The organism is Nostoc sp. NOS(2021), from assembly GCF_017115025.1.
Classification (GTDB): domain Bacteria; phylum Cyanobacteriota; class Cyanobacteriia; order Cyanobacteriales; family Nostocaceae; genus Nostoc.
In genome coordinates this window covers 1-13,486 of record NZ_JABXKM010000016.1, presented here as the reverse complement: position 1 = coordinate 13,486, position 13,486 = coordinate 1, and the positions used below count along the sequence as shown (strand labels likewise).

Annotated in this window: 15 protein-coding genes; 11 read left to right on the top strand and 4 right to left on the bottom strand. The window is 39.1% G+C overall.

Annotated elements, in window-relative coordinates:
* Positions 1–16 precede the first annotated feature (16 nt).
* Positions 17–1,954 carry a protelomerase family protein gene (locus HWQ41_RS00530; protein WP_292758770.1) on the top strand — a complete coding sequence of 646 codons (1,938 nt, stop codon included), beginning with the start codon at positions 17–19 and terminating at the stop codon, positions 1,952–1,954.
* Positions 1,955–2,230: 276 nt separating this feature from the next.
* On the top strand, positions 2,231–2,533 hold the full coding sequence (locus HWQ41_RS00525; RefSeq protein ID WP_292758767.1) for a DUF3861 domain-containing protein: 303 nt from the start codon (positions 2,231–2,233) through the stop codon (positions 2,531–2,533).
* Positions 2,534–2,748: 215 nt separating this feature from the next.
* Here HWQ41_RS00525 and HWQ41_RS00520 read toward each other — a convergent pair whose 3' ends face one another.
* Complete coding sequence (locus tag HWQ41_RS00520) at positions 2,749–2,928, bottom strand: hypothetical protein (protein ID WP_292758764.1); 180 nt, start codon at positions 2,926–2,928, stop codon at positions 2,749–2,751.
* 278 nt (positions 2,929–3,206) lie between these two features.
* On the opposite strand from HWQ41_RS00520, the gene HWQ41_RS00515 reads away from it, so the two are divergent.
* The gene (locus tag HWQ41_RS00515; RefSeq protein WP_292758762.1) at positions 3,207–3,662 is read left to right on the top strand and encodes a hypothetical protein; all 456 of its coding nucleotides are present in this window, start codon (positions 3,207–3,209) and stop codon (positions 3,660–3,662) included.
* A 168-nt stretch (positions 3,663–3,830) separates the two neighbouring features.
* Positions 3,831–4,967, top strand: coding sequence for an ISH3 family transposase (locus HWQ41_RS00510; RefSeq protein ID WP_292758760.1), 1,137 nt, complete (start codon positions 3,831–3,833; stop codon positions 4,965–4,967).
* A gap of 102 nt (positions 4,968–5,069) precedes the next feature.
* Here the strand turns inward: HWQ41_RS00510 and HWQ41_RS00505 are convergent, their stop codons facing one another.
* Complete coding sequence (locus HWQ41_RS00505; RefSeq protein ID WP_292758757.1) at positions 5,070–5,336, bottom strand: hypothetical protein; 267 nt, start codon at positions 5,334–5,336, stop codon at positions 5,070–5,072.
* The gene (locus tag HWQ41_RS00500; protein WP_292758754.1) at positions 5,336–5,953 is read right to left on the bottom strand and encodes a hypothetical protein; all 618 of its coding nucleotides are present in this window, start codon (positions 5,951–5,953) and stop codon (positions 5,336–5,338) included. Before HWQ41_RS00500 ends, HWQ41_RS00505 begins: the two co-directional genes overlap by 1 nt.
* 451 nt (positions 5,954–6,404) lie before the next feature.
* Between HWQ41_RS00500 and HWQ41_RS00495 the strand changes: the two genes are divergently transcribed.
* The 5 genes from HWQ41_RS00495 to HWQ41_RS00475 all read left to right on the top strand — a co-directional run bounded on the left by HWQ41_RS00495 (position 6,405) and on the right by HWQ41_RS00475 (position 10,892).
* The gene (locus HWQ41_RS00495; RefSeq protein ID WP_292758751.1) at positions 6,405–8,048 is read left to right on the top strand and encodes a protelomerase family protein; all 1,644 of its coding nucleotides are present in this window, start codon (positions 6,405–6,407) and stop codon (positions 8,046–8,048) included.
* Positions 8,049–8,187: 139 nt separating this feature from the next.
* Positions 8,188–8,427: an ASCH/PUA domain-containing protein gene (locus tag HWQ41_RS00490; protein WP_292758748.1), complete on the top strand. Its 240-nt coding sequence runs from the start codon at positions 8,188–8,190 to the stop codon at positions 8,425–8,427.
* A gap of 762 nt (positions 8,428–9,189) precedes the next feature.
* Positions 9,190–9,459 carry a hypothetical protein gene (locus tag HWQ41_RS00485; protein ID WP_292758745.1) on the top strand — a complete coding sequence of 90 codons (270 nt, stop codon included), beginning with the start codon at positions 9,190–9,192 and terminating at the stop codon, positions 9,457–9,459.
* A 493-nt stretch (positions 9,460–9,952) separates the two neighbouring features.
* Positions 9,953–10,354, top strand: a complete 402-nt coding sequence (locus HWQ41_RS00480) for an aegerolysin family protein (RefSeq protein ID WP_292758742.1) — start codon at positions 9,953–9,955, stop codon at positions 10,352–10,354.
* 163 nt (positions 10,355–10,517) lie between these two features.
* A complete protein-coding gene (locus tag HWQ41_RS00475) occupies positions 10,518–10,892 on the top strand; it encodes a hypothetical protein (protein ID WP_292758739.1) in 375 nt (124 codons plus the stop codon).
* A gap of 183 nt (positions 10,893–11,075) precedes the next feature.
* Here HWQ41_RS00475 and HWQ41_RS00470 read toward each other — a convergent pair whose 3' ends face one another.
* On the bottom strand, positions 11,076–11,729 hold the full coding sequence (locus HWQ41_RS00470) for a tyrosine-type recombinase/integrase (RefSeq protein ID WP_292758736.1): 654 nt from the start codon (positions 11,727–11,729) through the stop codon (positions 11,076–11,078).
* Positions 11,730–12,175: 446 nt separating this feature from the next.
* On the opposite strand from HWQ41_RS00470, the gene HWQ41_RS00465 reads away from it, so the two are divergent.
* Positions 12,176–12,871, top strand: a complete 696-nt coding sequence (locus HWQ41_RS00465) for a histidine phosphatase family protein (RefSeq protein ID WP_292758733.1) — start codon at positions 12,176–12,178, stop codon at positions 12,869–12,871.
* A gap of 57 nt (positions 12,872–12,928) precedes the next feature.
* On the top strand, positions 12,929–13,465 hold the full coding sequence (locus HWQ41_RS00460; RefSeq protein WP_292758731.1) for a hypothetical protein: 537 nt from the start codon (positions 12,929–12,931) through the stop codon (positions 13,463–13,465).
* Positions 13,466–13,486: the final 21 nt, after the last annotated feature.

Sequence of the window (13,486 nt, the reverse complement as noted above, 5' to 3'; positions counted from 1 at the left end):
ACAAGGGAGGAGTGAAATGTCAAAGGTAGTTCAGGATCGGGTCGAGCAACTATTTCAAGCCACCAAGGATTTGCAAAGCCTCGAAGAAATCAAGCCATGCTGTGAGCAGTTCAACCAGTGGATAAAGGACAATACCAGCTACAGTGTCGATAGTTTAGGCACTGTGTTGAGTCGGGCCGGCTTCTATAAGAAATTTAAGTCGCTGCCATTAGAACAAGGTAAAAACGCTGAACTAGTACCTAAACATGATGCTGAGGGCAATGTTACCGGGAACCAGCTAAAGCACTATGTCTTATTACTCTGTGGTCTGAATGAGCAAGAGTGGAAAGAAAGAAACGAAACTACGAGGGTAAGCGATCGCCTAACTAATGCCGATGAAGATGGCAACAAAGGCGTTGAGATTGATCCAGATGTGTATTTAGAAGTTACAGAGAAACTCCTAGCAAGCGTTGATATTCACGAGTTAGCTGTGGGTTTGATAGCTGCTACTGGCCGCCGGACTCATGAGATTTTAGCCAGAGGAAAGTTTACCGCAGTAGATGGTGAATCTTATCAAGCATGGTTTGAAGGTCAAGGTAAAAAACGTGCTGAGAAGCCAGTTTTTAAAATTTCTACTCTGTTCGCTGCTTCATACATCATTGAGTGCTTGGCTTACTTACGGAAAGATGCCAGCCTTAAGGAATTAATCAAAGAAGTCTCTAGCCAGTTTCCCGGTGATGTAGCAGCACAAAATAAGGCTATTGAAGACAAACGCGGTAATTCATTGCGTCGGGTGGTTCAAAAGTATTTTGGAAGCAAGGACACTAATGAACCGCTTTTAAACTTCCGTCACGGTCAAGAGCAGAATGACTGTACAGCATTACGTGCTGCTTGTGCAAGTCTTGTCACCGAGAGGGATTGCAGGGGGTCAGTAGGGGCGAAAATGTACTTCGCTGCTTCCTTTCTCGGTCATGTTACCCCAGGCGAAAAAATCAGCGATAGAGATTTAAAACACATTATCACTACGCTTGGTTATTCAGATTATTACACCACCAAACCTGTACCCTTCCCCGGTGATCTGCCAAGGGAAAAACTCGCCAATGTTCGGGTTAATTCTTCGGATTTAGCAGCTATTCGCTACGTGCAAGAGCAATTAGAATTACCTAACCATCAGTCAGTAGTCAGCGAGTTGATTCAGTCGTATAACAACCGTTTAGATACTGCCACGCAATTAGAGTCAGCACAGCAGAAAGTTGTAGAGTTGTCGGCACAAATTAAGCAGTTACAAGAAATAAATAACAATTTAGAAGAAAGTCACAGCCAGCAAGTTGCGGAGTTGTCGGCACAAATTAAGGAGTTGCAGGAAGTAAATAACAAGTTAGAAACAAGCCATAACCAATTGCAAGAGGATAAAAAATTAATGGAGTCCACTGTACAACAACCCCAGCAAATTAGTCTCAACGTTACAGAATTAGAATCTTGGCTAGAAAAGAAAGTTGTTGAAGTGGTGAAAAGGTTAACCCAAGAGGGAGCATTGAGCATACCCGTAGCAAGTGCCACTGCCAATCTAGCCAAAGTCTTACCACCAAAAGAAGAGATTGACTGGGAAGCCAAGACTGATGTTGAGGTGTGGGGAAGTAAAGCACCCTTGGCCGCACAAGAAAAGATTCGCAGGTCTTATCAAGCGATCGCTCTCTACAATGACACTGTGGCGACTGGGGATGGCGATCGCTTGGCTATTACCAACCAAGCACTCAGAGAGTTATCGGGCTGTAACGGTTTGCTGGTAAGGGATTGGATTGAGCAACATAAGGATGAAATAATCAGCCATAATGCTAAGTTTGGCATGGAGAACAAGAAAGATCCCAGTAACCCTGCCAGCTATGCCAATAAGGGCAAGGACACAGATAAAATTCTGTTGCTAATAAATGAAGAGTTTCTTGGTGGTGAAGGCTTTAAGGCAGGGAGAAACTAAAACGGCGTTATTGGGCTGAATGCAATACTCTAGGTGCAATTTGTGTGATGTCGTTTAAGAAATATTTCCCGACATCTCCCACAACTGGAGACAACATCGACAACGCCGCCGCCGATTTCAGGGTTTTTATATTTCCTTGTAAAGGTAAAAATTTCTTTACTTAGCGACCCCGTCGCAAATTGCATCTGGACATTAGGCACCATAAGGGTTTAAATATGAGGGTATCGCTTCTCTAATGAGAAGTGGAATTAATGGAAACCATAATAACGCATAGAAATGAGCACCAAAAAGAATAATTTATATAAGATCCAGCTAGCCGAATTAGCATTAAAAGACGGAAGCCCAGCAAATAAAACCGTTGAATTTGAATTTGAAAACCACGATGATGTCTTTCACATAATTGAATTGGTAAAAACTAAAAAGCTATTTAAAGACGAGGACAAGGCTGTTGAATTTGGGATAGGACTGAAAATGTTCAGCGAAGTACTTATCACTAATCAGGACAAAGATTTTTTTAAAGCCCTGATGCCTGCATTTGGTGCGTTTATGAAGGGATTGAAAGCCTATAACCAGGGTTAGCGCATCTCAAAGCCTATTGACAAGCGGACTTGCGTGATCAGCAATAAGGTTTGAAACAAAGTGGCGCTATCAGAGCTAGGGTAAGATTTAATCCATCTAACCCCCACTCTCCGCCATAAACCGAATAACCCGATGATTCCCTACAGCGATCGCCCCTCCCCTCCTCCCCAATCCCCTTCCCCACTCGTGCTGTAAGTGGGGTTAATTTTGGGATTCTAGGGGTGTGTAGAGTGTTGACTGTGGAATGTTACCCGATGTTTGGTGTAGGGCATTGGGGGAGGAGAAGTGCGATCGCGCTTCTCCTCCCCCAATGCCCAACGTACTACAAAGGTCTGATTTTTTCGGGTGAAGCTATCTAAGTATAAAAAGCCAGTAATGTATACGATTTGCCGCACCTCCCCTCTTGAATTTAAGTATTCAGTATATATTTAGGGGGGGGGTGATTGGCAACTAGCCTAAAAAATTCGCATTAAGCAAAATGCGGCTTTTGTAGTATATTTGTAATACAAAGGTGGGGAATTTTGATAGAAGCCAAAGGATAGGGATGAGGCGACGGGAACACGCCGGATAACCGCGCTGGCAATTGGGAGCGATCGCTTGCTTAGGAGACGCGGCGGCGGGGCATAGAAGTTATGCCTTAAAATTTTGAATAAGCATAACTCTTGTAAGTGCCATGAGCGATACCTTCGGCACGCCTAATGGCGAACGCATTGACCAAATCATAGAGAAGCTTCACCAACTAAAGGAAATCAGACAGCAGCTAGTCAATGCACCAATATCTGAACCTGGGGTATGGATTCATCAATATGAGGTGCGTAAGCAGTATAAAAAAGGTGGTGAAATTTATTGGTATGTGTATGCAAAATGGCAAGCGAATGAGCCAATTTTCAAGAGGAACCCAAAAGCTAGGCTAAAAGGGATTGTGAAGCGCGGTAACAATCCAGAGTACACCTGTCACCAACACATAGGCAGGGTAGGCAGTAGCACAGGGTTAGGAACCGATCCTCTTGTCACGGAGGCTTATCGGGAGTGGGAGAATCGTAAGCAGTTAGACGCGGTTGATAAAGCCTTGGAACAGATAGAATTCGCGCTCATCGGAGTTATGCCAGAACAAACTAATAAGGCATAACCATTAACAGTAAACCAAAAAGTTTTTCTCCAGAGAGCGATCGCTAATCATAGCTAAGTATACTAAAGTGCTATAGACTACTAATTATATAAGCAATGCTTATGCTACTCTGAAAAGCTTCAAAAAATGAAATGATAAAAGTAGTGTGTAGGATATTGGCTAAAAAAATTGTCAGAAGAACTGGCAATAACCGCCTCAGAAACCCTTGAAGAGGTTATTGAGTGTTTACTAGAAAATTTCTCCATTGAAACTCAGGGCGTATGTAACCAGCAAACTTTGTTTGAGATTCTGACTTCTGCTGCCAGCAGTGGAGATAGTATTGAGAATACAGCCAAATTATTAAAGAACGTTCCCACAGCCAATGATATTAGATATCATCTCAATAAAATCAACAATTTTGAGGAATTAGAGGCGCAAATAAATCAAGCGTTGAAAAGTCGAATTCCTCTAGGATTAAAAAAAACTTGTTTAAAAATAGCGATTGATTTAAATTTAATTTGTTATTATGGTAAGCCAACACTCTTAGAATTACCATACATATATAAAAGTGAAGCTAAATCTGGTACTCATTCATTTTATGCCTATGCAACCTTATATGTTATTAACAAAAATAAGCGTGTAACTCTAGCTGTCAGAGGTGTTCGCCGGCTAGATACTAGTGTAGCGATAATTACTTATTTATTGGCAGAACTTGAATCTCTTGAAATAAATGTAAAAAAACTCTATTTAGATAGAGGATTTTTTAATACTCCTGTAATCAGATGGTTGCAAGCATTAGACATTCCATTTATGATGCCTGCTATCAAGACAGGAAAGAAGGGAGGAATTAAACAATTTTTGAAGGGAAGAAAAAGTTATAAAACTACCCATACCATTACAAGAGATAAAGAGGATTTAGTCACATTTGACTTATGGATTGTCTGTAAATATAGAAAGGGGAAGCGGAAAAAATATGGGGTGCAATACTTCGCTTATGTTACTTATAAAATCAAAACAAATTTAGATTATATATATCAAGATTATCGAAAAAGATTTGGCATCGAAAGTAGTTATCGGCTTAAAAATATTTGTCGAGTTAGAACAAATAATAAAAATCCAGCATTAAGATTACTATTCGTTGGTATATCTTTTCTTTTAGTGAATATTTGGGTGAACCTCCTCTGGCTCAGAATAAGTCGGAAAAGGAAAGGTAGCCGATTAATTTATCGCACGCTTTTCACACTTAAACAGATGTTAGCCTTTTTATCTCAATCTCTTGAGCGCAAATATCAAGTAGTTGAAGGCATTCATCTTCCATCAGGTTAGCACCAATAATTTGGGAATCAGCTAGTTATAAGTAATCTTTATCTATGCTATGTCTGCTGATTAAAGTTCGAGTGTCAAAAAGTATCTTAGGCTACAAAGTATTTAGCGATCGCTCTCTGGAGAAAAACTTTTTGGTTTACTGGTTACAGTGGTTTGGCATTTTTTAAGAGTATTATTTGAGAGTTCAAGGTCAGCTTTCAACTTTTCAATCTCAAACTCTTTTTTATTGCTACCGAGCGATAAACTAATCAGGGACATTCCTGTAGCGCCTACACCTACCTTACCCAAATCATTTAACGTCTGATTGGAATTAGCTAGCAAAAATATGCTAACTATTCCCGGCAAACCCAGGAATAGTAATTTATTCATCAAATACCACCTTGCATCGATTTAGATAAATATTTTTGCATTACGTCTTGTGATTGTGAATCAAGTACCCTTATTTGGATTTCTTTTTTACGCTCGGTAGCCTCATAAAACAGTCGTAACTGTTCAGTCTCATTTTTAAAATGAGTTGTAGTAATTTTGGCTTGTACCAACTTCTGATCAGACTGTGCAAGCTTCTCACGGTTGATATCGAGTTCAACATTAGCAATGTCAAAACCGACAATTTCTGATTGTGCTTTGACTCCTAAAGTGGCTGACTTAATTGCAGCTATTTTAGACTTGTGGTATCGTTGAGCAGTTTTACCAATTTCTTCGATGTATCCGAAGCTAGCTTGTAAAAGTTGTTGTGCGCGAACGCCCCCGGCATAGGTTTGTAAGCCTTTAGTTAATTGTTCTTCAGTAGCTTGCAATTCAATCTGAGGGTTCATTAAATCAGATGGAATCATCCCCGAAAAGTCTTGTTCGGGGAAATTTAACCCGTTATAAATATCTGTTTTGTGGCTAAGTGTCGATGATTGAAAACCTTTGCTGTATCCACCTGGGGTAACGATTTGAGTTAAATCATTAACAGTTTTCCCTACAGTCGCCCCAACATCCACAACCTTAGAAGCAGCAGTAGAACTGAGTCAAGTTTTAGAAAATCTTATGAGTGCTTGGATTAAAGAAAATTCTGATAAAAACTCATAAAATTCTCAATAAAATCACTCTATTCTCAATAAAATCTATGAGAATTGTTATCAAAAATGGCTCAAAGCTTTGATATAAGGTAGTTAGAAACTTTCAAGCGCCTAGAAAATAGGGGTTTTGTGTGGGTGCGAGGTGGGTAAATTGTAAATTAGGTGGGTGCGTCTACTGTGCTAACTCTGAAAGCCTTGCTACAGCATGGGTGGGTGGCTAAGGTGGGTGATTTTGAGTCTGAGAAACAATAAAAATAACTAGCTATATATCTAACTTTAACTAAAACTTAAGCTCTATAAACAACTTTGTCTATACCTCTTGACTTTCTATTTTAGACAGGTTAATATAGACAAAGTTAACTACAAGCACAAAATGGTAAAAGTTGATTACACCCAATTCGTAGAAAGTAATATCCGCACAGTTTGGTTGAAAGACTGGACGGTTAAGTTTTTACAGGGATTACGAAATGAATCTGGTAAAGATGCGATTGAAAAGTACTGCCTAGCCAAAAAAGCAGAATTTGAAACTATTTGTCAGGAAAAATCTAGCGCCAGATTCAAAACAGAAACGCGAGTAAATACAGGTGTAGGCTGGCAAAATTCTGCTGCTAGTTATATGTCGCAAATGCGTAAAGCTATTACAGCGTGGTGCGACTATAAATCTAAAAAAGGGCAAATACCAGAAACAGATACCTATCCGCAAGCCACAACACAAGGCAATGTACAACAGCATTACGCTTTGCTTTTTATGAATTACCACCAAGGTTTTCATCAAGAAAGAATGGCTCCCACTAACGCTAAAAAGGAAGCACAGCGCGGGAACTTAGAGCAAATAGCCTCAATTGATAAATACCTTGCGAAAATTGATGAGTTACTACAATCAAGAGATTATAGAGAACTTGCAGCAGGTTTAATCGCTGCTACGGGTAGACGACCTGCTGAAATACTCGTTACAGCAGAATTTAAACAGTTAAATCAATATCAAGTGGAATTCACTGGACAGGTTAAAACCAAAAGTGATCAACCAAAAACCTACCCTACATACACTCTGGTAGAAAGTTATAAGGTGGTTAACGCTCTGGCAAGACTACGAAGAATACCTGAAGTTAAATTGTTAACCACTCATTCTCTACTGGAAGTTGATAGTGCTACAAACAACAAAATAAACTCCAAAGTAAAGGAGTCTTTCTCGGAAATTATCAAACCGCCATCGGGTGAAAGTACTTTATCTGCAAAAAATCTTCGTGCGGTTTACGGCGCTATAGCAATTCATTTTTTCTGTCCTATTAAACAATCCACAAACCAATTTATGACTCAAAATCTAGGACACGTCAGCGAGGCTACAGCAACTAATTATGAAGATTATCAAGTCACTGATGAAGAGGGTCAACCATTGGGTAAAGGTATTTTGATAGAGCGATTGAAGGAAGAAATGATAGAAGCTACAGAAGCCGTTATAGTGCAACCGCGAGTATCAATGACATTAGATTCTCAAAACCATCTAGACGACACAGAATTTTTACCTTTTCCCGACCGCCCTAGCAGAATGGATGAGTTGATACGACTAGCGAAAATTGGTAAGGAATTTGAACAGGGTAAATTAGTCAATCAAGTCATGGTTGTGCAACACAAACCAGATATAGAAGTATCCGAAGAAAATCTAGCAAATATGAAAGCTCAATTAAAAATTAAAAGTCTTTCCCAGTGGAGTAACAAAGACTTATTTAATTCCAAAGTCAGACATGGGGGAGTTGAGAAAATGCGTAGGGCTGTTGATGCGATAAAACTCTACAACGAACAGCAAGCTGAATTCAAATATCATTGGGCTATTAATACAAAAACTCTCAAAGATTTAACGGGTTGCAGCACTGAAATTGTAGAAAGTTATCTCAAGTCAGATGAAGGCAGATTAAACGCGATTGATTACAACCTTGAAAAGGGTTACACCTTTCATCAGAACAGAGGTAAGGGAACAATTAGAGACTTTATCAAGCTGACTGACGCTGAAGAAAACTAACCACAGGTTTTGCAAACCCTTCAAAGCCTCAGAAACTACCTCTGGCAAGAGGTTGAGCAAGGTTTAACCCTGATGTCGGGAAAAGGTATTTCCCGACATTTCACCCCAAAATAACAAATCCCAAACAACTACAAAACCAATGGCCACGCATAATTTAAAAACTTGGATGCCCTTCTACCAAGATGTCATTGATGGTCGTAAGACTTTTGAACTACGCAAAAACGACCGCAATTATCAAGTAGGCGATATCCTGACTTTTATAGAAGTTGACCCTAGCAATAAACTAACACCCACAGGTAGACAAACTAATAAAGAAGTGATTTATTTGCTTACAGGTTGGGGTTTAGAAGATGGTTATGTTGTACTAGCGATTAAATAATTTAACTACCGCGTAGCGTTTCTTATAGCTGTGAGCTTTTGCATCGGTGGCGAGGTGCGATCGCTCTACATCATCTATTTAATTTTTTGTTCATGTGCATAAATTAGAAAATACATCGTAATAAGGGTTAGTAAAACCTTAAATTTGGATATTGCATTTACATTACTTGCATTTTATACTTAATTTCATCTTATTGTTACAGCATTTCTGAATAAGTTTATGTGGAAACCGCCTGTTACTTACCGATTACTAAAGAAGATATTTCCAGTTCTGGCAGTGCTAATCATCTTATTTGCCACGTTTGCCACAGTTTTTCCAACGACCGCGCAGATCCCACCTCTTGCATGTAATATTTCACAACCCTACTGTGTTTCGGGAATGAGTAGGCAGGTATACCAGATCACTTGCCCCACCACAGTCAACTTAATAACAGACGCGAGTGCTGTAATAGAGCCAAGAGTAGGGACTTTTTTTCAGGGTATAGAATTGCTATACCAGAACACCAACATCGTAGCTTGTGTGCCAAACACTTCCAACTGCAATGTGTTTAACACATCTGCGAACCCGAAGCAAACCTGTCTGGTCGTTCCCCCTCCGCCTTTGAAAAATTGCAACAGTTGTGACGCGACAGGACGCAGTTGTGTTACAGTTCCAGGCGGCTATAAATGTGTAGGACTGATTCAATAATTGGTTATGTTCTAATCGGTTGTTTTGCTCTTAGAGAATCTGAAACAAAATAATTGCCTATGAGCAGCTCCCACCTTGGAAGTTTTTTATGGTCGCTTTTTAAAAACTAATCCCCAATTCAACTCATCCAATTTGCGATCGCTCCCACCCGCCACCCCGACCGCTCCCAACCTTCCGACACACTCTAGAACCCGCCCTCGCCACAAACCGAATAACCCCAGGATTCCCTACAGCGATCGCAGTGGGGAATTGTGGTTTTATCCGTACAAAATCGTTAGTTTGTATCAGGTTTGGAATTTTTATCTAAATAAAAAGTTTGTGTCACCCACAACGATTACGGGGTAAGGATTACACCCGATTGAAAGTGAAAAAACGGATTTGTTATTTTGTGTCACTTTTAGAAAATGACACGTTTTGACTATATTAGTGGGGTTGTAACGGGGAACGCGGCAAACGACCTGCAACCCTCGCTACTACGCCACAACGCACGTCAACTGCTACCAAAACTTATAAAAAAATGAAAAATGTGACGTAAATGATTCTATTTTGTCACTCTAACAGGAAAGTTTAGCTTTCAGATCATAAAACCACGAAAACAAAAAAATAAATCGGCTTACTACCAAAGATTTTTCTGATTTAAGCTTATGTTTGCGAACTCAGTACTGCGGGGTCGTTTCCTACTGGTTAGTCTAAACTCCAAAGGCTATTCATATACTAGAAAATATTTCCGACATAAGTAAATTAATTATGTCCTGAAAAGTTCTGAAAAATAATTTATTATCCTTGAAAGACTCTACTATTTCGATAATTATAGTTAGTGATACTTTGAGGTGACTTTATGGCTGCACGTTCTTTTAATATAACAATTGACAATTTAACAGGTCTGACTTGGGAGCGAACAGATTTGGGACTAGAGCATGGTCAATGGTCGAACAATGGGGCATCTGTTCCACCAGAACAGATCCCTGCTGAACAACAGGGCATTTTTCCTATTGCTACGCCCGTTTCATTTGGAAATGAATCAGATGGATTTGCAACGGGTGCTCAAGGATATGTGGATTACCAGGCTATTTCTAACGGACAAACTTATAACTTTCACCTTGACTGGGATAATCCATATATTGGAAGTAACAGCTTCAATGCAAATACAAATTCCAGCCTCCTTCAAACACCAATAATCGGCGGTATTGGAGGGAATAACGCAAATTTAACTGTCGAGATTAAACCAACTCAAATTTAATTTTTTGTTTAAGTGCATAAATCAAAAAATACATCGTAATGAGGGTTAATAACAGACTTTTGTCACAATCATTCGCTCTTATTTATTCTTAATTGAAGAATAAAAACTGGGATGCTCCCTGTGATATACCTACTTATGCTTTCTCTTATCTAAGGAAAAAATCATGGATTTTCGGAAATTTTACATTCCTACTGTTATGGCAGGATTAGCACTACTAACTTGCTCTAATCAAGCACAGGCTCAGACAACATCTGATTTAACTGGTACTTGGTATTGTGGAAGTACTCGCGGTGTTAACTATATACGTCAAGTAGGTAGTGAATTATGGGATCTTAGTGATGGTGGTTATCAATATACCAACACTTTTAATGGCACTGTTTTAAATGGTTTCATTAATGCTACATGGGCTGATCTTCCGAAAGCAGGTTATACAAACTATGGGTATGTATCAGGACACGTAGTTTCGGCCACTCAAATAACTCTGACTTATACTTATGCTAGTACAGGTGATGTAGGCTTAGAAACTTGTACCCGATAGACGCATAGCCACAACCATTCCCTTCCCACCAGCCCTTACAGCCCTTAGATTCCCTGTAGCTCATGCTATGGGGAATTGTGATTTAGTGGTAAACCAAAAAGTTTTTCCCAAGTCTCACCCCGTAGCGCGTCTCTAGCTGTGGGGTTTTGATTTGGTGATTGAATGCGATCGCTGTTGAACGAATTAATCTGAAATTAAATGGTCTACTGTAAACGCTTTTAATCCCATGTCGATTTGTAGTTCTACACTATTACTAGCCACAGGTGACAACATCGACAACGCCGCCGCCGCTCCCAACACCTGATCGTCAGACACTTCTAAATATCTCTGCAACTGTTCTAAATTCCGATGCCCTGAGATTTCCTGAATCACTCTCAGTGGTATGCCAGCGTTACTCATCTGAGTTAAAGCTGTACGCCTGAAGCTATGGCTACTCACTCCAAAAATATCTACTTGCTGACAAGCTTCTCTCAAAATTCTAGCGGCTGAGTCTTCGTTTATATGTCCATGACTGCGACCGGGAAACAGATAATCATCTCCTGCCAGTGGGTAGTATTCGCTCAATAACCGCCGCAAGTCTTCAATCACTGGGATTGACCGTGTAGCCAGCTTCCCCTTAGTGTTTGCTTTTCTGATAATCAGCCTGGGTCTGACATTGCCCTTGGTTGTGTAGATATCTTGAGTTAGCAGGGTACAGCATTCACGGATTCTACAGGCACTAAACAGGCAGACACCGAACAAAGCGCGATCGCGGTTATTGTCTAGTCCGTGGCTGAAAATTAGCTGTATCTCTGACTGTGTGAGAACCTTAGCGCGTCCGTGCCGATTGATTTTCATCGCGTCTGTGTAGACCCTACGATCCACAGACTACGACGTTTTGACCCATCATTGAGTAGATAGGTCAACTTTTAGCTTAAGTCTAAGTAGCATAAGCGTTTTGAGCTACTCAGTTAAATCTTTTTAAGAAATTTAGGTTAAGAGTGTCGCCTGAAGTGACCTTTTGCTGGCATAGTTGTACATGGGCCTTTGTTTGATTTTCATTTTGAGCAAATTTTAAATGTGGAGTAGCTTGTTTAGTTTAATCAACAGAAAATTAAGTTAATTTTGATTTTTCCCATTATTTGGTATATTATAAAACGGGAAATTAATTTTTGAGTATAAATAACTACGTTCTAAATAGTTGTAGAAAGTTGAGACATATTATGAAGTTATAATTATTTTTTGCATAAATTCCTTATTCTTTTCTTAAGAGACATTAATTATAGCGGTAGGAAGTTTTAATCTTGATACAAATAGTTGGTGATTGGAAGGTATTAAACAACTTTAGAACTGACAAAAATCAGGAATGGGAAAAAATACGTGAGCGGCTTAAGAATCCTATTAAGCTGCCTAATTCTGTAGAATTGCATTTAATACGTCATGCTGAAAGTACAATAAATGCGGATAAACGCGTTACTGGTCTTCAAGATATAGAATTAACTTTCTATGGAGAGAAACAAGCTTCCTATTTAGGCACTAAACTTTTAAAACAGTATGATTTGGCTTTTGTATCAGGGTTGCAAAGGGCACAAAAGACGCTACAAATTGCTATTCAAAGTGGCGATATTAAAGTAGAAAAAATTTTTATAGATAGCAGATTAAATGAGCGTAGTTTGGGTGTTTTGGAAGGGCAAAAATATCGCTGGATACCTGAATATGCTTGTGGAGATTTAAAATATGCTCATGAAAATGGGGAGAATTATGAGAGTGTGGCAAGGCGTATTTTTACGTTTCTTATTGAAATTACCGATTATGTGATTGACAATCAAATTAAACATATTTTGATTAGCAGTCATATGGGCCCTCTCAGAATTTTAGTAGGTATTCTTAAAGAAGAAGTAGAACCAGCATCTGTGTTAGGCTTTAAGTTTTCCAATGCTCAAGTAGTAAAAATAGTATGGGATTCTCTAAGCATTCCTGGTTTTCTTAAGGATATTTGAAAAACTGAAGCTACATAAGAAGAAGTTATTTATAAATTTCATTTTTTTAAGGTTTTTATGTATCCATATAATCGTGAGTGGCTGATAGATTCGATTAATATTGAACGATATACTATAGTCAAAAGAAATTGGGATGAATCGAAGAAACTAATTAGTTCTATTAGAGAGCATTTATCCACTATAGATGCAGAAATTGCTTCTAAAATTTACACGATAGCTACTGCTGGTTCTCTAGGCAGAATGGAGGCTTCTCCGGATGTTTCTGATTTAGATTTAATTTTAGTATTATCGGATGATATTGATCCAGATTCGGAAATAGCAAGTGATATATACAAGTCAGTTTGGAAAGCTCTTGAACCTCTTAAACTTCAATTACCGAAGTCTACAGGTGTTTTTGCAGATTCTACAAGCCAAAAACAGCTTATAAGTGATATAGGTAAAGCAAACGAAAGATATGAGGTTTTTGGCAAACGGCTTCTTATTCTTTTAGAATCACAGCCATTGTATCAAGATAGTAATTATACTAATCTGATTCGTGTGATAGTTGAGCGATATGCAGACTCATATCTTGCACCTCACCGTACAAACCCGTAAAAGGCAAATAAAGAGTACAAA